This window comes from Rhodococcus coprophilus NBRC 100603 (genome assembly GCF_001895045.1).
Classification (GTDB): Bacteria; Actinomycetota; Actinomycetes; order Mycobacteriales; family Mycobacteriaceae; genus Rhodococcus; species Rhodococcus coprophilus.
This window is the reverse complement of record NZ_BDAM01000005.1, coordinates 335,250-354,952: the sequence shown is the minus strand read 5'-3', so window position 1 is coordinate 354,952 and position 19,703 is coordinate 335,250. Positions and strand designations below refer to the sequence as shown.

11 protein-coding genes are annotated in these 19,703 nt (G+C 63.0%); 3 read left to right on the top strand and 8 right to left on the bottom strand.

Annotated elements, in window-relative coordinates; translation table 11 throughout:
• Positions 1-110 precede the first annotated feature (110 nt).
• Genes RDCOP1_RS10355 through RDCOP1_RS10345 form a run of 3 tightly spaced genes read left to right on the top strand, consistent with a single transcriptional unit; the run spans position 111 to position 4,059 of the window.
• A complete protein-coding gene (locus tag RDCOP1_RS10355) occupies positions 111-2,207 on the top strand; it encodes a helix-turn-helix domain-containing protein (RefSeq protein ID WP_072700071.1) in 2,097 nt (698 codons plus the stop codon).
• Positions 2,204-3,169 (top strand): hypothetical protein, encoded by a 966-nt coding sequence (locus tag RDCOP1_RS10350; RefSeq protein WP_072700069.1) that lies wholly within the window; start codon positions 2,204-2,206, stop codon positions 3,167-3,169. Before RDCOP1_RS10355 ends, RDCOP1_RS10350 begins: the two co-directional genes overlap by 4 nt.
• Positions 3,166-4,059, top strand: a complete 894-nt coding sequence (locus RDCOP1_RS10345) for a DUF6339 family protein (protein ID WP_072700067.1) — start codon at positions 3,166-3,168, stop codon at positions 4,057-4,059. The genes RDCOP1_RS10350 and RDCOP1_RS10345 overlap by 4 nt, the downstream gene beginning before the upstream one ends.
• Before the next feature lie 28 nt (positions 4,060-4,087).
• On the opposite strand, the gene RDCOP1_RS10340 is transcribed toward RDCOP1_RS10345, so the two are convergent.
• The 8 genes from RDCOP1_RS10340 to RDCOP1_RS10310 form a co-directional block, all read right to left on the bottom strand.
• A complete protein-coding gene (locus RDCOP1_RS10340; RefSeq protein ID WP_072700065.1) occupies positions 4,088-5,158 on the bottom strand; it encodes a DNA cytosine methyltransferase in 1,071 nt (356 codons plus the stop codon).
• Between the two features lie 72 nt (positions 5,159-5,230).
• Positions 5,231-6,205, bottom strand: a complete 975-nt coding sequence (locus RDCOP1_RS10335; RefSeq protein ID WP_072700063.1) for a DNA cytosine methyltransferase — start codon at positions 6,203-6,205, stop codon at positions 5,231-5,233.
• A 1,958-nt stretch (positions 6,206-8,163) separates the two neighbouring features.
• The gene (locus RDCOP1_RS10330; RefSeq protein WP_231922972.1) at positions 8,164-12,480 is read right to left on the bottom strand and encodes a PDDEXK-like endonuclease domain-containing protein; all 4,317 of its coding nucleotides are present in this window, start codon (positions 12,478-12,480) and stop codon (positions 8,164-8,166) included.
• A 586-nt stretch (positions 12,481-13,066) separates the two neighbouring features.
• Positions 13,067-15,136: a GmrSD restriction endonuclease domain-containing protein gene (locus tag RDCOP1_RS10325; RefSeq protein ID WP_072700435.1), complete on the bottom strand. Its 2,070-nt coding sequence runs from the start codon at positions 15,134-15,136 to the stop codon at positions 13,067-13,069.
• 194 nt (positions 15,137-15,330) lie between these two features.
• Complete coding sequence (locus RDCOP1_RS10320; protein WP_231922973.1) at positions 15,331-15,831, bottom strand: hypothetical protein; 501 nt, start codon at positions 15,829-15,831, stop codon at positions 15,331-15,333.
• 189 nt (positions 15,832-16,020) lie between these two features.
• Positions 16,021-17,679 (bottom strand): NERD domain-containing protein, encoded by a 1,659-nt coding sequence (locus RDCOP1_RS10315; RefSeq protein ID WP_072700061.1) that lies wholly within the window; start codon positions 17,677-17,679, stop codon positions 16,021-16,023.
• A 27-nt stretch (positions 17,680-17,706) separates the two neighbouring features.
• The gene (locus tag RDCOP1_RS21935) at positions 17,707-18,240 is read right to left on the bottom strand and encodes a TerD family protein (RefSeq protein ID WP_307718196.1); all 534 of its coding nucleotides are present in this window, start codon (positions 18,238-18,240) and stop codon (positions 17,707-17,709) included.
• Between the two features lie 29 nt (positions 18,241-18,269).
• Positions 18,270-19,547: an exonuclease domain-containing protein gene (locus tag RDCOP1_RS10310; RefSeq protein ID WP_307718195.1), complete on the bottom strand. Its 1,278-nt coding sequence runs from the start codon at positions 19,545-19,547 to the stop codon at positions 18,270-18,272.
• Between the last annotated feature and the right edge of the window lie 156 nt (positions 19,548-19,703).

Genomic DNA, 19,703 nt, shown 5'->3' with positions numbered 1-19,703 from the left:
CGGAGTCCCACAGCACGTGTCATCCGTTCGAACGACATGAAGTGCATCGGTTACGGCTTGGTAGAGTCAACCGTCCACGTGCCTCGATCGCCCCAGGAGTTATAACTGCGATGAGTTCGCCGCAAGAGGATTTCGGCCCATGGCTGGGGCGGCATCTCCGCACGTCGGCTTTCAACCAAGCGCAACTTGCCAAGCAGATAGGCGTAACACATGCCGCAGTCTCGGCGTGGATCAGTGGACGATCCGAGCCCCGAAACGAAATGAAACAGAAAATAGCCAGCGTCTTGGGAGTATCCCCTCTGGAAGACGACAACGGGCCGATCCATGACCGCCCCCTCGGCGACCTTCGGTGGCACCATCGCCCCGCTCATTCGGACGGTGGTCGTGAGTACGGAAACGCAGCTGCTTTCGCCTTCAACGCCGACCTCTCGGTCCTCGCAAGAGAAGCGACCCAGAACTCGCTTGATGAGCGACGGGACGCCGACAACCCCGTTAGGGTTTCCTTCACCCTTCAAGAACTCACAGGCGAAAGCCTGTCATCGTTTCTGGCGGCCATTCAGTGGGATGAGCTGTCCGCGCATTTCACGAGTGCGGCGTCCACCGATCAGAAGGTAGCGCGTAGCCTTCGAGCTGCGCTCGATGACCTTCATCAAGACCGTTCTCTCGTGCTCCTTCGAATCGACGATTTCAACGCGGCCGGATTGACCGGTCCGGAGTACGGCGACGGGCGCTTCGCAGCGGTCATCCGTCGACAGCTCGACAGCCACAAGCAGGCTGGCCGACAGGCAGGTGGCTCATACGGCCTCGGTAAAGCAACGCTATGGGCGACCAGCAAGTTCGGTCTCGTCCTTGTCAACTCCACTCTGTCGGAGTCCCATGAGGGCCGCACAGAGCGTCGAGTTATCGGTCGCCTGGATCTTCCCTGGCACCAGGTCGACGGTTCTGCGTTTGCGGGTCCTGCCTGGTTCGGTGAACCCGAGTCCGACCCCGAGCACCGTGGAGTCTCACGATCGTGGTGGGCAGACGAACCAACCGTCCGAGATCTGCGCCTCGCAAGAGATAGTACGGAACCTGGCACGTCATTCCTGATAGTGGGCGCGCATGATGCATCGGGAGATGCCGAAACCTTGGAGGAGATGCACGAGAAGCTCGTCCGCGCACTTGCAGACGGTTTTTGGGCCGCGATGGTAGGCGGGGAAACGGCAGTGCCCCTGCTCGATGCACGTGTGACCGCCCTCCGCAATGACGAAGTCGTCGTCAGGGAACAGCGGGTCGATCCCCATGACCACCATCCTGCGTTGAGTCGTGCCCTACGCGCATATTTCGACAACGAGACGGTAAGCGAGCTGACTGCGGCGGAGCAGGTCGCGCGCGTCGACGTCCCACTCGTCGTCACGCCGCGACGAGGCGAAGGACGGGGACTCGGCAAAGGTCTTCTGCACGAAGCCGTCCTGTTGGTGACCCCCGCGGCGGACACAGCTGCTGTTACCAACCGAGTGATCTGCATGCGGGGCAACCGAATGACGATCGTCGAGCACAGGCCCCGGGAGGTTCCTTTGGGCACCCCACCCTTCCAGGCTGTTCTGCTCGCCGGCCACGCGACCGGGCAGGAGGATGAATCCACGTCAGCGGCCGAAGCTTTCCTTCGTGCGTCCGAGCCTCCGGAACACGACAAGTGGGACCGCACAGAAGAACTCACTTCGTCCTATGAAAAGGGCGCGCTGACACGGCTCCGCGAGTTCCGTTCCGAGATCGACAAAGCGGTGCGTAATGTCGTCGGTCGACGAGAAGTCGAACGGAACCGGGGTCCAAAAGCGCTGCGAGATCTACTGCAGTTCGAGGGGACGACAGGAGTACGTGCACGGGGGGTTTCCGGCGCCCCGTCTGTGCGCAATGTTCAAGGCGGTGTCGACGGCTCCGGAGCGTGGAACGTCACGGTCGACATCAAGCTTCCCGACTCCGAGAATCCCTGGATTCTCACGCCTGTCGCAAAGTTTGATGTGCGCTCCGGCGGTCGCCCAACTGTTCGGTGGAGTGAGTTGACAGCGCTCGAAGGGTGCACGGTCGATGGCGCGAACCTTGCTATCGATGCTGGGGTACGACAAGCAACATTCGCCGCGGTGACCGATCCAGCCAGCCATCCGGTCCGAGGCGCCTTTGCACGTTTGGTCGTCGAGGTGCCGAAAGCACGGGGAGGTGTGTCGTGAGACCGGTCTACTCCTATCCAACCCTCCTCGGGGACGTCGATCTCAAAATCGCTGCGGTGACTGTGGACGGTCACCCGCTTCCGTACTCGATGGTGTCACCTACCGAACATGCAGTGGCGCTTCATGAATCTGGACGGGCCGTCTGGGAAACCGCGCGATTCGATCTGAAGGCCACACTGCCGGATCGAGAGATCTCTGACGGCGAATGGACTGACGTCGTGTGTCTCGCAGCATTGACCGAGAAGGCAACAAACGCACAGACCACACGCCGGCTCGTTCGTGGAAGAGACGGGACCTGGGCCGGCACGCTCGAAATGTCGCGTCGCCGCTACGCAAGGCGAGCCAGCTTGTCCCTGGTGGTGACCGCGACGATCGGTGGGGTCCCGGGGAGAGTGATAGGCGGAACCGAACGTGATTGGTTCGTCGATGTCGCCGCCTCCAACCCGATGCGCCAACGCGACGTGGACATCGTCGACGAAGACTTCCGCGATGGCCCCGAGTGGCTTCGGGAGTTCAAGGATTCTCCGTGGATCGTCGATACTTCCGGCGACATACCACGCGTGTACCTGAACACCACGGCAGTCGAAGGTCTGGTCGATATCCTCAACGGCTCTGCCGGCTCGGCCGAGGAACGGCTGGTACGAGACCTTGCCGCTAGTCAGATCGCGCAGGACGCTTGGACCGCGATGTTCCATTCCGCTGTCAGCGGGCTCGAAGTCGACGAGGACGGCACTCCTTTGATGCCGGATGGCTGGCGTGAATCGGTATTGCGAACGATGCTTCCCGATGTGATCCCGGACCGCCAGCCCGCCGACGCGTTGTATGAGATCGCACGACGACGAGCCGACGGCATCGGATGGTCTGAGATACAGACACGTATCCAGTACGCGGCTGGACGTCGCAGTCAACTAACTCGGAAGTTTATGACCGCGGTGCGCTCTGCACACCAGAAGGGCGAATGATGGCCGCCGCCCACGAAATCCCGAAGGTTCTCGGGCAACTCCCGAGCGCCGTGGTAACGAAGCACCTCAGCCGCGGAATTCAGACCGGTGACGAAGCGCCACCGACAGCGACTCTGCTGAAGTCCGCAGTACAGAAGGACGAGACCGACGCGCGCTGGCGTGTCGGGCCGGTACGCGATCTCCTTGTCGAAGCGATGGAACGTTTCGACGAGAGGCCCGCAACCGCGGACGGATGGCTCGCGCCGCGACTGCATGCCACGTTACGAATGTCGCGCAGTGAGGCTGCAGATGACGAGATGTGGAACCACCTGGCGTTTATCGTCGCGCCCGACTACGTCGTGTGGCGCCACAAGAATGCGGGCCTCGTCCAGTCCGCACGCTTTACCGGACCTCATTACACACAGGCATTTTCGAGACTGTGGTGGGCCGCGGAACTTTTCAGAAACAGCGATGATTACCGACCAGTTGAGCTGGCATGCACAGTGCAGGACGTGCTGAATACGACCATGCGTCTGGATATCATCGACCACAGACCTACTGCACAGGCTGTCCTTCGTGTGCTCCGAAACCTCATAACGGAAGATACACCTCGCCTCGGCGACCAGGTCAATGCACTTTCATCCGCCATCAACGCCGCTGGTAGCACTCTCGTGTATGACGTTCTTGCACCCGACGCGCCGATCGACGATGAAGCCACGATCGAGTGGATCACCGATTCTCAGATCATGGCTCCGGTGTTGTGGGAGATTTTGCCGGACGGCCCTTCCGATGGACGTGTTCCGGAAACCTCAATCGAGACCCTTGCCTCTATGTTCGGTCAGATGCTCGCGGATGCCCCCAAACGGAAGCGATCACGCCATTCCTCGAATGAGAACATCGATACGGTTTAGAGGCAGTCGCTCCGCGCCGCCTTATACTTCACAGCAGTCCCCGGCGACTTTCGCGCCAGGGTTTCTTCAGTGCTGTCTCGAAGAAGCCTTCGTCGACACTCAGGCCGAGAGCCGCTGCTAGAACGTGCGCCCCTAACCGTGGCGGAATCGCATTTCCGATCTGTTGGGCTATGCCGTTGCCGGCCCACGGGTAGTCCTCCGGGAACGTCTGCAGCCGGCCCGCCTCCGACTGAGTGAAACGCGGAAGCTCTCCACCATCGAGTCCGATAACCCTGTTACGGCTCACCTTTCCGGTAACAGTCGCTGCAGGCTCGTCGGAAGTTCGTCGCCCACGGGCACGCGGGTCGCCGCCCGAGCCGTAGTTGGAAACGACAACAAAATCACCGTCCCGCTCGAGGACGTCCTCCATTGTCACCCACGGAAGCAGGGTCGGATCACCTTCTGTCCGTGGCACACCCTTCCGGTACGCCCGGTGAGTCGGCGCGGGGAGCGACGGAGTGCGATGACGGTGAGCAACGAGAATTGCACGTCGCCTGGTTTGAGGCACTCCGTACTGCTCCGTACGCAGAACTCCACAGTCGATTTGATAACCGAGACCGGCAAGTGCCTCACCCATGGCCTGCCAGACCGGAAGGACCGCAGGAACCTGCTCCAAAATAACTGCGTCATAAGGGAGACCGAGTTCGGTCGCTTGGATGATCCAACGCAATGGTTCGAGGACCAGGCCCGTCCGTTCGTCGTCAAGCGCGGCGACGGCGTCCGTGACATCAACTCCCGCCGCCATCTGCTTCACAAAGTGCAGGACTCGATCGAGTGCGCGGCGTCCGGCACCCCCACCTGCGAGTGTGAACGTCTGACATGGCGGCCCACCCACGAGGACAGTTGCATCCTGAAAGTGCTCCGGACCGACGGCTCGAACATCCTCTTGATCTGTTGAGAGACCGGCAGCCTTCCGAGTTGCACACGCATCGGTGTCCCACTCGATTCCATGCACAGGTATGCCCAGCCAATGGGCAGCAACATCGAGACCACCAGGACCTGCGAACAGGTCGACGACGCTGCGATGCTTCGTCTCAAGTGAGGGCTTACCGGTGGCCATGGTCCTGGAGCTTATTACTTGGTGACGACAGCTTCGTCGTGGAGGGGCCCTGAACAGTACAGACTCACCGTGCTACCCGATCGCATCGACCAGGGCAGTTCCCAGTGCCTGCGCGAGCGGGGGCGGCATGGCGTTCGCAATCTGCCTGTACATGGCAGTCTTCCGACCCGCCACATACCACTCCTCAGGGAATCCTTGCAAAATGGCCGCCTGTGCAACAGTCAGACGCACCCTCTCCGAGCGATCGCCGGACGGGTTCCACGCGAAGTCAACACCTGGCACCGCGTCCGAGATCGTCCCTCCATCGACCCCCATCTCTTCCCAAGATCGCTTGGTACCAGTCGGGCCGAGGTCGGCGCCACCCCGGTCCCAGGACCCGCCCACCAACGTCGGGGCCGGCCTGTTCGCCAGTGCAGCCCACTCATCGGCACGGCTCCACCCACCCATACGCATGGACTCTCGCAAGACCTCACCCACCGTGCGACGCGGCACGATGCTCGGAGGGATCGCGAATTGATCAAAGGCGGATCGCTGCAGAGCAACAAGGATCCCATGCTTCCGGAGTTGCGCCACGCCATAGTCCACAGCGTTGACGACGTACCAACCGAGACGGTAGCCGAGGTGCTCTAGCTCCGCCTGTACGAACGAACGAAGTTCGGCGTATACAGCAGAAGTTACAAAGTCCGGAACATTGTCGAGCAGCACCGCACGCGGACGGACAGCGTGCGTAAGCCACACTGCGGCTTTGACCAGTTCGAAGTCTTTGTCCGGGTCCAGATCTCGGGCGGCAGCTGCGGATCCCCGCAACCTCGGAAGTCCGGCAGCCAGGAGGTCGACTTCGGGAGTCCCTTGATCCATCGGATCGAAATCCTGAAGGTCCATATGAAGTACGTTCCAGTCCGGCCGATTCGTGCGCAGGGTTTCACAGGCTTCTTTTCGATTGTCCAAGAGCAGTACCGGATCGAAACCTGCCTTCTCCAATCCCAGCGCCAAGCCCCCGGCTCCCGCGCAGACCACCATCGACGAGTAGCGCTTTGCCACCTCCATACATTCGCCTCCTCGTTTCGCCCCGCCACAATTCATCGACGAGCCTATCGAACGGGTTCCATGGAACTGCGAGCCGTCAGCGGTCCGGCGGGGCTACATTGTCTCCGGGATCGGCACAACCGATCTGGAAGCGGCACTGATCCCTGCTCGTTGCCGTCACAGTGTCCGAAGAACACACAGAGCTACGCGCATCCCTCACAAGGCTGCCATCAGCAGTTGGTTATACCTGGAATGGTGGCGCTGGCGTTACGGGCAAATGGGCACATTCACGGGACCGCGCTTTCAGCAATACCACGTCGAACACAATTTCATTCGTTCGGACGACAGCGAAGTGTCCTCTGCGGCAGACTTCCCCGTGCATCAGAGGACTGCAGCAGCGCTACCACCTGCGACGCCTGGTTAATACCCGATGGCGCGATCGCACCGTCGCGACTCGAATTCCTCTTCCTCCTGATGGCGACTCTGTAGTAGCGTTGCATCAGCCTGCCTAGTACCTGTCTCCAAGTGATTTCTCACGGCGCGACGATCTTGTTAGGAGTGTTGGTGTCCCGCAAACGCCGCTCATCCCGTCGTACTGCACCAACCCTGCCGCCCAGGCTGTCAAGCGCGCTGCGATTCCAAGAAGGACGCTTTCCAAGCCAGGGCGTGAGCGCTGATTCGGGAAGCTATCGGTTTACCGTCCGCCATACAGGAAACTCATGGTCGCTTCGGATCTATGAGTTCGAGTCGGACGTCGGCGTCAGAACACCGTCCACCTTCGCAATCCACGTACTGGAAAGGTCGACCAAAGAGGAGTGCATTGCGATCGCGTGCGCTTTTCACAATTTGGGGGACAGCTACAACGAGTTCAGCTTCGGCTATCGGAGCCGATTGGATCAAGCCGTTGCTGATGTTAGCGGAACCGCAGCCGGTCGCCGTTCCCTTTCAGCCAATCACAAAGATCCAAGCCCAAGCGTTGCGCAACCCGTACGCCCGCCCGCCACGGGATCTTCCACGTCGCCGGATCATGTGCAAACCAGATCGAACGCGTCGCCCTCCGTCCCTCCCCGAGCACGACCGAGGCCGGCGCGACCGCGCTCCAACGACCCGTCTAATACGCCGATAATTGCGACGAGATCTAAAGGAAGGTCCGCAAGTCGGGGAGGCGCGCGTGCCGAAAGAAGCGGACCCCACACCGAATCGCCCCTGTCCCAACCGGTATACGTGGAACTGCGGCCGGACCGCTTCCACACGACTCCGTACTGCAGCGAGACGTACCCCATCCGATACTGGTGTCCTGCTGAGAAAGCTCACCGAAGCCGGCTGAACGCCTGCAAGAAATGTGCAGGCAACTTGGACGGCGCGTTGCGTGCACAACTTGGGGTTATAACAAGTGGCGAGCGTTCTCGCCTTTCCCTACCCAAGCTGCACACCTTCCATCACCGAGAGTACAAGGGCGAACGACCTTCGCGTCCCCGCAGACGGGTGAAGGGCAAACAGCTCGGCAAACAAACTAAGCGAAACAGAAGGACACCGTCCGACGATGGCAACACCACCACGTTCGGGCCTCCCACTAGCGTCCAAGACGTGCGTTTCACGCATCAAAGCTCTTTGGGCTGGGGGACCGCATCGTTCGGTCAGCACCCCGAAGAGTTCCTAGGCTCCCCAACCGATGACGATCATGACTGGCGGGGCGGAAGCGCTCTGTACGAGTAGCGATTTGGCCTTTGGTCTTCGCGCCCTCGTGCCAGTTGCTAGCCGCATGAGCAACGAGTGGTTTCTCCGCCTGAGCAGGCTGGACAGCCGGTTCTACCTACAGAGGCTTGTCCTCCGCCCTCGACCTATACCGGTCAGGGGTTGCGGTAGAGGATAGAGGTGCCCGAATTTCGCGGGCGGCCGGACGAACTCATCCAGCTCGCCGAGCGGTACGTGCAGTGCGGGGATTTCCGCCGATCACTTCGCGCGGCGTACACAGACGGCTACGGCGCGATACCACGCCGCTCGAGCACGCCCCACAACTCCGCCATTGCCGCGACCGGGTCGAGGTAGTACTCCGATTCGCGTACCCGCCAGAACTTCCACCCACTCCGATACAGCTCCCGCTCCCGCTCCAGATCAGCGCGCTGCCGGTCGGGAATCGTATGCCACCGCTCGTCGTCACACGCGACCGCCAGCTTCCCCGCTGCACCGGTCACCACCAGATCGATGAAGTGGCCGTCCACCTCGACCCGCGGGTTCACGTGATATCCCCGGGCGACGATGTCGAGGAACACTTCCTGCTGGAAGAGACTGTCGAACGCCTCGTGTCGCTCGTCGCGCGTCACTCCGTCCGGCATGGGTGCGGCGGGCATCGTCGACGTCGACTGCATATGGGAGAGCAGCGAATACCGGAGGTCGGTGCGTCGCAGCGTGTCGAGCGTCCGCGAATGGAACAGCCACAGTTGGTCCTGAGCACGCGACGCGGCGACGTTGAACCGTCGCTGGTATTCGGTCCGTGTCATGGCCGCGATGTTCTGGTCGGGTGCCACGACCATCGACAGGAAGACCACACTCCGCTCGTCGCCCTGGAAGTCTGGGGGCGTGCCGACGCGCAGCCTGCGTTCCTCCCACTGGGCCGGGGTGAGACGGTCGAGCAGTTCGTTCTGGATGACGTCGACTTGCGACTGTCCCTGCAGAACGACCACGCCGAACGTCTTGCCGTCGTAGGCGGGGTCCTGGACGCACTGCACGAGGGTGTCGACGAGGGCATGGGCCTCGGCGTGGTTCGCCAACGTGGAGTTCTGTCCCGTGACGGCACCACTCTCGACGTACGTGGTGCGCAGTGGTGGTAGACGATCGGACCCGTACTGCCGCAGGGGAACCAGCGGATCGTCGGCATAGAACTGTTCGCTGGACCACGCGATGATCTCCGGCATCGACCGGAAGTGTTCCCGCAGCCGGATGATGCTGCCGAACCGTGACCGCAGCAAGGAGAACAGACTCGACCGCGGAGTGAAGCTGTCGCGCAGGTAATTCGGAATGTCGGGCAGGTACGAATCGAGACGGGTGAAGACGCCGTCGAGTGCACCCAGCGACACCGCGCTGGGTGCACACTGCTTGTCGTCGCCGACGACGATCACACGCGGCGCCAGCCACAGCAGGAACAGACTGCTGATGTCGACCTGGCTCGATTCGTCGACGATGACGACGTCGAACGAATTCTGTTCGGGTGGAACCGAAGCGAGAACCTGCTGCAAGGGCATCACCCACGCCGGCACCGCACCCTGCGCGACCTGCATGGCCTCGCGCGCCGCTGCCCGATAGCGCTCCGCGTACCGCCCGGTTCCTTTACCGATGCTCGCGACGTGGTCGCGGTACGAATGGAGTGCCTGGACCTGCTCGGCAGTCGTGCGGGCGAGACACGCACTCCACGCCTTCTCTTCGACGAGTTGCGTCGTGAGCCGCGTGATGTTCTTCTCGACTGCGTCGAGTTCACGTTCGAACTGCCCGTCGTCGCCGCGTTCGTGGAAGCGACGCACCCAGTCGTCGGCGCGTCGCCACGCCCACGCATCCTCGATGTGGGCGAGACGAACCGGCCATGCCAAGCTCAACGGGTTGTCTCCGAGCGTCTGCGCGAGTGCCGGTGCAGCGGTCGTCAAACGCGCCTGCAGCGATACGAGTTCCAGCTCCTCGCGTTGTTCACCGACCGCACGGTCCCACGCGTCGAGCGCCGCATTGATCGCGTCGAAGTCCGCTTCGTGGAAGGCTCGTGCGAGCGCGCGTCCTTCGGGCGACGCTCCGCCGGCAGTCTGGCCCCGCACATACATTCCGATGGATTCGAGCCAGTTCTTGCTTGCTTCCGCAGTGCCCGTCGCGGCGATGGCCCGTGCCGACTCCGCGATGGACCGCGCCTGCTCGACACTCGCGATCCGCGGCGCACCGGGGTGGACCTCACGCAACGCCGACTCGACGTCGCGCACCCGTGCCACGAGACCGTCGATGATGACGCGGTCTCGGTCGATGAAGGCGAGGGTGCCGACGGCACGGCTGCGCGACTCGTCGAGTTGGATGTCGATACCCAGATCGCGGAGGACGACCCCCGCCACCCGGATCGCCTCGAGCACACGGAGGTGTTCGGCGACGATGCGCACCGTGTGGGCGGTGGTAGCCGCGACGCCGTCAACGGTCGCCGGCTCACCGATCGCCTCGACGGCTGATTGTTCGTCGCTTCTCAGGAACCGAGCGAATCCACTGCGCCACGTTTCGCCCGCCTCCAGCTTGCGGGCGAGCGCGTCGTAGGCCTCGAAGGCGAGCCGTCCCACCACCGGCACCTCGACCGAACTGGCACCGACGATCCGGTCGGCCTCTTGCGCGTCCTGCACGAGGCCTGCGAGTTCGGCGGTCTTTCCCCACAGATGCTGAGCTCTGCCCGACAGCACGTCGTCGGCGACGCGGCGAATTCGAGGGTCGAGTCGATCTGCATCCTTCAGAGCGCCCTGCAACTGCTCGCACCGGTCTCGGATGTGGGCGAGTGCTTCGAGGGAAGCACCCTCGAGGATTCGCAGCAACCCCTGCATCTCATCGTTCGCAGCGCCGTTCGATGCCTGTGCGACGGCAGCACATGCGTACTGCAGTTCCCTCTGGGTGGGGAGGGACAGTTCCGGGAAGCGTTGGTGCCGGCGTCGCGCACGCTCGACACTCGACCGCTGATGGAGCGCATGGAGGGTGACGAGCTCGTCGACCGTCAGCGGCGGGGTGTCGGTGAGGAGAGGTGCGGGCAGCCACTCGTATTTGGGTTGTTGTGCGCGGACCCGTCGGACGATCGAGGCAACCGTCCCCTCGTAGCCGGCAGCGACCTCTGCATGGACCGATGCTTCCTCGGCTCGCGCCTGCCGGATCTGTTCCATCAGCGTCGCTCGACGGCCGAGTGCATCGTTGCGTTGCGTGGTGAGTTCGTCGATGCGTTCCTGCGCGCGCCGCGCGTTGAATTGCGCTTTGCGGATGGCGATTTCGCTGACGCTGCGGGTGAGTTCCACAGACCCGCCGTCGACCGGGTCGGTCACCGCCACACACAGGTCCTGGAGTTCGTCCGGGAGCTTGTCCCGCAGCACACGTAGCGCCTGTGCCTTCTCGCTGGTGACCAGTACCCGCTGGCCACGCGCCAGCAACGCGGACACGATGTTGGCGATGGTGTGGGTCTTGCCCGTACCCGGTGGGCCTTCGATCACGACGCCGCTGTCGCCGGAAAGCCGGTCGAGGATCTCGCGTTGTTCCTCGTTTGCGGGCAGTGGAAGCAGCGGATCTCCGGTGAAGAGACCCGAGGGCGTGCCGATGCGGTCGAGCCATGTGACACGGTCCGCCGGTTCGATCGCCTCCACGAGTTGCGCCAGACCGAGCGGTACCGGGTTAGCTTCGTCGGCGGCGGCCTCGGTCATGCGGTTGTAGTACTCGATGAGTGCGTGGGCACCACGCTTGCGCAGGACGAGTGCGGGTGACGGGGTGACGAATGCGTCGGGCGACGATGCTTCTTCCGCACGTTCGGCGACCTCGACGCGCAGGGTGAGCGCACGCTCGGCCCAGCTCTTCAAGAACGCCCGGGCGGCGGGATCGAGGGGCGAGGCGACCTGAGTGACAAGGGAGTCGTGCAGTTCGCGGACACTCGTCGGGTCGAACACCTCCAGCCCGGTGAGGATCTGAACGTCTTCCAACGACGGGCCGGCGCCGGGATCGAGCCGGACCACCAGGTCGCCGGAGTCGCCGTGCCGCTCGATGAGGGCGGATTGCGTGATCAGGTGCGTCCGAACCCGCGCGCCCGCAACCCGCTCGGACAGGTGCAGCAAACCCGATGCGACGACGAGTTCGAGCGATTCAGGTTGGTCTTCGAGGTCCAGCATCGTTCGCTGCAGGAACGTGTACAGATGCGATGCGGCTCGTCGTTCACGGTCGGCGGCCGCCCATGTCCGCCAGCCCGTAAGCCAGGCGTCGAAGCCTGCCACGGTGTCGGGGGCCGTCGGGTCGAGTGCGGGTTCGACGTCGGAGTCGCCGATGTCTCCGCGAACGTACGTCGCGAACTCACCGGAAGGGCGTGGCGGGTCTTCGAGTTGAGCACGACGCGCGCGCAGGAACACCTCACCCGATCCGGCGTGCGCCTTCAGACCGGCCCTGATGTTTCCCTCCTCGAGGGACATCACGGCACGGTGCTTGTCGACGATGCGGACCGGTGCGCTGCGGGCTTTGACGAGCTCTGCCATGAAGGCAAGCAGGCGTTGCACGCGGTCCCTCAGTTCGGGATCGTTGTCCCTCGACGCGACGTCCACTCCACACCCTGCTTCCACCCGCCGACGGCAACGGACCCCACCACCTTAGAAACTGCTTCCGCCGGGTCCGCGTCCGGTCCCACCTCAGCCCGCACACATCCATCGAATTCCGTCGCCATAACTCGCTCGGTCCGTGCAGAAGACCCTCAGGGCACATGGCAGTCGCGGTCTCCGGAAGCGCGACGCCGCGATCAAGACAACTCAACTCTGGCCCTCACCCCGCTGCCGATGACCAGCCACGCGCCGGACCCGAACCCGCCAGCGACGGTGCTGTGAGCGTCGCCGTCTTAATCCAGTCACAACCGCGACATGCCGGACTATAGGCGCCCCTCCAGGCTGAAGGCGACGCGTGTTCAAATTTCGACGAGCGCGGCAGCAGCCGGAACCCAGGAGTTGTGCGACGTGCTCGTCGGCCCCGGATACCCCGAGGACAAGATAGATGCGTCCCCGCCTACGACCACAGCTATTCAGCTTCTCGTGAGAGATTACCGAGCCCTAACTCGCGTGCTAGACCTTCGGCCGTTCGGGACGATCTCAGTCGTCGACATTGGGGCGGCGTAACCGCCCCAATGTCGAAGAACCCGGATCACTCCGCGGGATCGGTGTCTTCCTCGACTTCGACGCGCAATTGCTCGAGGTCCGCAACCGTCAGTCGCTGTCCCGAGTCCGCTCGGTTACCGCTAAACCGCACACCCTCTTCTGCAAGGATCTCGCGGGGCTCATCGGTGCGGTGGGGTTCCAACCAACGGAATGCCGCCGAGATCTCGCCCTGCGCATTAAGTACGCGGTGCGCGTTAGGTGCCGGAGCGTTCGCCAAGCGATTACCGATCGGCTGCGCCGCGGTGCCTAGTACCCTCGCAAGGTCACCGTAGGTGGTCCAGCGGCCAGCTGGCAGCAGGGTCAGCAATCGATTCAGTGATGCCCACAAAGGGTTGTCATCACCGGTCGTGCGCGTTGCGTCAGCGGGACCGGGCCATGCCGCGATGATGCGCTCGGAGAGGGAACGTCCTCGCTCTTCGATCTCGTTGGGACCCCAGGCTTTATAGACCGCTATCTCCTGGTTCATGCGAATACTGCTTGCCTGCAAAATTTCGCGCTTGCGCCCGAAGTCGTGGTTGCTGAGACTCTCGTTGTAGCCGGTGAGTGTGAGGTTCCCGAGCGTGTGCACGAGCTGGTCGTGGAGAGTGTCAACCTTCTCGTCACCATAAGCCGCAGCCAATTCTCGCCGCCATGAGGGCGAAAGAGTCTGCGGCATTACATGTTCAATAGTCAACGACCGTGAATCAACGTGCTCCCTTGTCGCAAAGAGGCGCTCGATCCACACCATGACTGTTTTTCGCTGGGCCGCACGACCCGTCGTATACAGCGGAGAGCTCAGGATGGCATCTACAAGCCTATCGTCTGTCGCGTAGTGCTTACGCCCCTCCGAAAGGTACCGATGGAGCGCTTCATCTACCGGGAGATCCGCATCCAATTCCTGAACCGCAGCGGGGAACACACGATTCAAACCAGTCGTAGCGCGCCCGACCAGGAACCGACGCACCAACAGCGACTCGATGTACAACAATGCTCGAGCGACCTGTTCGGACGTTGCGTCTCCGCGGTCTCGGAGCACCAGTAGATGCAATATCAACGGCGCTGGCGTGATCGAGTCCCATTCGGATAGGTGCACAAGCCGTTCCCGCACGGCGGAGTCAGCCTCCTCCAGGGGATGCAGCATCAGCCGGTAGAGACGACCGAGACCAGCGATACGCTCGATCTCCCCAACGATCTCATCCTCGGTCGCAAGCTTCTCGAGCCGACTCTGCTGGCCGGCGAACGTCTGAGTCTGTTTGACCTGGGGCTTGGTATGTAGCAGATCAAGCCAGAACAAAGTCTCGATTCGCTCGTTGTCCTCCAAGGCGTTCTGGAGCGGCAACCAGTGGGTTCGGTAAACCTCGTCGCTGCGTGTCGGGAGACGCATGAACAAGTAGTTTCGGAGCAGATCGCCCTGGGTCAGCTTGAGCCCGGTATTGTTCAGCGACTGGAAGATCCGATGGACATTGTCGCCCGGATGCGTACTGATCGACACCACCGACAATCCCGTCGTGACCGCCTGTGCGATCTGCACAGCATCGACAGGCATGTCCGGATCGATCGGCTCCGCAAGACGTGCACGAAAGAAGCGATAGGCGGCGCCGACGTTATCATCGCTACCTGCCGTGGGAAGCGAGTCGACAACGGCAGCGTAGGACTCTCGATCAGCTTGCGTCGGCAGCAGCTTGAGCCGGTACGGGTCGTCTTCGTATTGGTTGGTGAGCAGCTGATTGTGGATGCGATCGGTGTCCCGACGGGTTGCACTCCCCTGCTCCAGCAAGTGATCACGTACAGCCGCAAGCAAAAGTGTCAGAGTGGTCAGACGCTGCTGCCCGTCGACGACCAAATATCGGGTAATCGAACCTGCGACGCTACCGGGAATTGGCGCCAAAACCAGTGAGCCGATGAAGTGCGTGGCCTCGACGTCGTCAATACGATCCTCGGCGAGCTGGGTGACATCACGCCACAATTCTTTGAAGTTTTCCGGACCCCATTGGTAGGGACGCTGGTAGAGCGGGACGAGGTACTGGGAAGTACCCTCGAGAATCTTCTGAAGATTGGTTTCCTGCGCAGCAACCACGAAACGCTCCACTTCCTAAACTGGTTCGTACAGTCGTCGAAGAGCGGATCAGGCGCTACCGCGCACTCAACGATGAAGATCATCTTCGATGATGTCGAAGGGTCAATCGGGGTAAGGAGCGACCGCGTTACAGGGGTCTCGCGAATTGGCGAGCAGACCGTGTCCACCACGCCGTTCCGGCTACGACGCGCGTGTCAGCAGGGGTTCGGTTCACCGATCTTCACGACCGAGAGAACCGCATCCCCTTCACCGATCGGAACTCCGACGCCCGGCGTCTGGCCGACCACGATCCAATTCGCGTCGAGCACCTGTTTGCGCCCCTTGCCGGTGGCATCGACGCTGCGTGAATAGAACACACCGAGTTCCTGAATGAGGTTCTGCGCCGACTGCAGATCCATGCATACGACCGGCGGCATCGGAACCGACGTCACCTCGGGCGCAGCGGCCGGCACAGCCGTGGCCGGGGCGGGCTCGGCTTCGGCGGGCGGGAGCGTCTGCTCCGGAGTGCTCGAAGTCGTTGCAGGCAAAGGCTTCACAGTCGTGGTCTCCGCGACGGTGCTGGTCGTCGTCGTCGACGACGCGACCGCGCCGGAGGAGGGCAGCATCTCCGCAGGCGAGTCCGATTCGGCTCCACACGCCGACACGCTCCCCACCAGAATTACCGCCATTGCTGCACCGAAAAGAAGACGGTTCATTCTGCAGACTCCAAAGTCGTGGGAAGCGATACGACTACGTATCGGACCGGACGCCCCTTTGTTACACATCTTGTGGCGAGATCGTTTTCACATCCGAATACGACGTCAGTTATCTCACGACCGGGGACATCTTCCGGCCGACAAACGTGTTTCTCCGAAGGCTGCCCGCAGAACGCCCGCGCGCGGATATCACACCCCGCCCAGCCGTTTCAGCAACTCCCCTCCACCGACCGTCCGTAGGAATGTCGGGTCCCCACACACGATCAACTGGTCACGGGCCCGGGACAGCCCCACATACAATCGTTCCCGCGATCGCTCCTGGGGACGTGATTCGTTGACGGCAAGCACGACGGCCCGACGCTCGAGTCCTTTGAATCCCAGGACGTGACCGTAGAACACCTGGTCGCTGTCCCAGAAACTCTCCCAGTACGCCTGAGGCCCGGCTTGCTGCCGCTCGACCTGCTCCGGATGACGACTGCCGGTAGCGAGGAGTGCGACATCTTCGGGACGCCAACCGCTTTCGAGCAACATCTCGATCGCGTCGTCGGCGCGATCGAGCGCATCTTCCGGTGCGCACGGAACGAAGGTGACCTCGGGACCGTCGCCGCCGAGCAAACGCATTCGCTGGCCGACGAGCGGGGTGAACGATCCGGCGATCTGCTTGGTGTTGCGCATGTTCCGGTCGAGCACCAGCGGAACCAGGGAGACCGGGGGAACACCTTCGCGATCGAATACGCGTTGGCCTTCGTCGCTGAACACGTACAGTTCGCCGGCGTCCTCGTCTTTCAACATCGCGAGTACCGGCCGCCACCAGTCGTCGGCGAAGTCCTGGGCTTCGTCGACGACGACGGCGTCGAAACGGTGACCGTACGGAAGTTCGGCAGCGAGTTCGGCCATGCGGGCCGGGAGTACGTGCTCCCAGAAGTTCACGGTCTCCTCGGTACGCAGACTCTCCGGAGGACCTTCGGGTGCACCCCAGCGGGTGCCCAGTTCGTGGAATTCACCGACATACGCGGGGCGCTGTTTGCGGGGCAGCGCTCTCGTGACCCGTTCGAGGTAGGACGCAAGCCCGTGCGAATAGCAGATCAGCGCGACGCGCTTGCCCTCCTTGGTAAGCCTGCTCGCTTTCTCGATGGCCAGAAACGTCTTTCCGCTTCCTGCTCCCCCGCGAATCTCTACGCGTGGAAGAAGACGCACCGCGTCGAGTATCGCGGCTTGCTGCTCGGTGAGCAGGTTACCGGCGTCCTCGTTCTCGAGCGCGCGGGCGACGACGTCACGTTGCGGGAGCCCTCGTCCCGACAGCACCTCTGCCAGGTCGAGAATCGACTCGGCGTCGATACCGGTCCGCGCGACATGTTGTTCGAAGAGCACCCGCCTCAGTTTGGAAACGATGCCCTTCAGATCCTCGCGATCGACGACCTTCCAGCGTGGACACTCCGGGCGCCCGAAATCGGCAGACACGGAACTGTTGGGGAACACGACGACGTGGTCCCAGCGTGCGCGGCCGGATGCGCTGGTTCGCCTCGGATCGTTCTCCACGTAGCGACGCAACGCGTACATCGCCCCTCGCACCTGACCCACCGGATCGATAGGGGCCGGCCCATCGGGGCGACGCTGGTACCAGGTGTCGTTCTCGTGCCAGATCTCGCCGCCCTTGACCTCGAGGCAGACGACACCGTAGCCCTCGAGCGCCACGACGAAATCGATTTCGTGGTCCTTGTAGTGGTCGGTGACGCGCTGGTTCGCGACCACGAGGTCGTTCGGCCCGAGCTGGTCGATCAGCGCCCGCCACACCACTTCTTCCGTGACGTGCGCGAACCTGGGCTCCTGGGGAATGCGAATGCTCATCGCAGGTCTCTCGGAGTCAGTACCCGATCAGGCATCGACGTCGACCCCGTACCGCACCGCAAGTGCCGCAAGGCCGTCGTCGTAGCCCTGCCCCACCGCCCGCAGACGCCACTTGCCTGCCCGGCGGTAGATCTCGGTGAGCACCATCGTGCGTTCGGTGGTCCCGGCGTCGAGGACGAAGGTCGCGGCAGTGCCTTCGTCGCTGTCGACGCTGACGGAGACGGCGCCGAGGTCACCGAAGGTACGGTCGCCGTCGATGGCCGCCGCGATGGCGATGCGCTCGCACTCGGCGGGCAGCGACGCGAGGTCGACGCGGACGCACTGCTCGCTGCTGCCGTCGATGGTCAGTTCGACCACCCCGTCGTCGAACAGCGGGTTGTTGTAGAAGACGAAATCATCATCGGTGTCGACCTTTTCGTCGGAACCGAGCAGGAACGCGACGATGTCGATGTCGAACTCGTCGTCGACAGCTTCGGCTTTCCACGCGATGTTGACCGACCAGGACGTGATGTTCGCTGACAGGTCGGTCACCTCGCCGAGCGACAGCACCGGCGCCGTCATTCGGGATTCGGTCCGCATGTGCGGTGGGATCACACCCTCCTCCACCGCGGCGTTGACGTCGTCGGGGTGAGGACGGGCAGCGCGCGTTGCAGCACCCGGGGCATCCGCTTGTCGCTTTCGCCGCCGCCGAGGACCAGCGCGTCGGTGACCGCGGCCGTGAAGTTCAGGGCGGGCCTGGCACCGAGTTGCGCGATGCGTGACCGCATCATCACCGCTTCGAGATGGGTTCCGCCCAGCAACAGTACTTTTCGGCCCGACCACAGCTTGGGCTTGTGGCCCTGCAGTGCCCAGCCCTGTGCCGGCGCGTTGTCATCGGGGGCGGGGGCGGTGACGACCTGCGGAGTCTCCACCGGGATCTGTGCCTGCGGCACGACATCGATGACGGTGGCGACCTTGGGCTCGCCGGGCGCGACCCGGGCGAGAAGGTCGTCGAGGTGTCGCTCGCTGATGACGGGAATGCCTTCGGCCATTGCCTTGCGCACCTTGGCGGTCTGCACGACGGGGTCGTTGCACACCAGCACACTGGTCTGCCGGCTCACCTGGTTGAGGACGTCGAGCCCGGCTCCGGCGAGGCGCTCGGCGAGCGTCAGCCGCGGCGTGGTGGTCGACCCGCTGATCACGACCTTCATGCCCTGCACCAGACCGGCGTCCGTAAGCTTGCCCGGGTTCTTCCACTGGCAGGGCACCCGGGTCACCGATGGCGGATACACCGACTTGCTGCTCCGGCAATTCACGACCGGCAGCGGAAGTTGCAGTGTCTCCGCCATTCCGGCGCTGCGCAGGAAGATTTCGGTCAGCACACGAGCGTCGTCGTACGCATCGTGCGCCTGGAGCTGCTGGATCTGCCAGTGCTCCGCAAGCGTCGAGAGCCGATAGTTCGGAAGGTCGAGGTCGAGGCGGCGTGACAGCGCGAGCGTGCACAGCCGTTGCTGCACCGGAAGTGTCTTTCCGGCCCGCCGGAACTCGGCGTCGAGAAAGCCGTAATCGAACGACGCGTTGTGGGCGACGACGGTCCCGCCGTCGAGAATCTCCGCAAGCTCGGAGGAGATGTCCTCGAAGCGCGGTGCACCCGCCAGCCGTTCGCGCGTGAGGTTGTGAACGTGCACCGGGCCGGGGTCACCGCCGGGATCGATGAGCGACGAGAATTCGCGTTCCACCGACCCGTCCTCACGGAGCGCGAGCGCGGCGACGCTGAGGACGCGATGCGCGTTCGGACGTAACCCGGACGTCTCGACGTCCACCACTACCCAGCGATGACCGCTGGGCAGCATCGCGGCCCTGTCGGACTGCGCACGAAGATCGATCACGTCTCCCCCTCCGGATGCCCCTCCGGACCGAGCAGAAACTCGGTCCGATCGGACATTCTTACCGGAGGTTTCGACGCGTGAAAATTCGGCCCCGAATTCGGGTCGACCCTGTAACGCCGCCGCTCATTCCGTCGATATGTCTGGCTTCATCGACCG

Bases quoted from the DNA above. Each gene is read 5' to 3' on its own strand.
- RDCOP1_RS10355 (WP_072700071.1), top strand. From the start codon at position 111: ATGAGTTCGCCGCAAGAGGATTTCGGCCCATGGCTGGGGCGGCATCTC.
- RDCOP1_RS10345 (WP_072700067.1), top strand. From the start codon at position 3,166: ATGATGGCCGCCGCCCACGAAATCCCGAAGGTTCTCGGGCAACTCCCG.
- RDCOP1_RS10340 (WP_072700065.1), bottom strand. From the start codon at position 5,158: ATGGCCACCGGTAAGCCCTCACTTGAGACGAAGCATCGCAGCGTCGTC.
- RDCOP1_RS10335 (WP_072700063.1), bottom strand. From the start codon at position 6,205: ATGGAGGTGGCAAAGCGCTACTCGTCGATGGTGGTCTGCGCGGGAGCC.
- RDCOP1_RS10320 (WP_231922973.1), bottom strand. From the start codon at position 15,831: ATGAACCGTCTTCTTTTCGGTGCAGCAATGGCGGTAATTCTGGTGGGG.
- RDCOP1_RS10315 (WP_072700061.1), bottom strand. From the start codon at position 17,679: ATGAGCATTCGCATTCCCCAGGAGCCCAGGTTCGCGCACGTCACGGAA.
- RDCOP1_RS21935 (WP_307718196.1), bottom strand. From the start codon at position 18,240: ATGACGGCGCCGGTGCTGTCGCTCGGCGAGGTGACCGACCTGTCAGCG.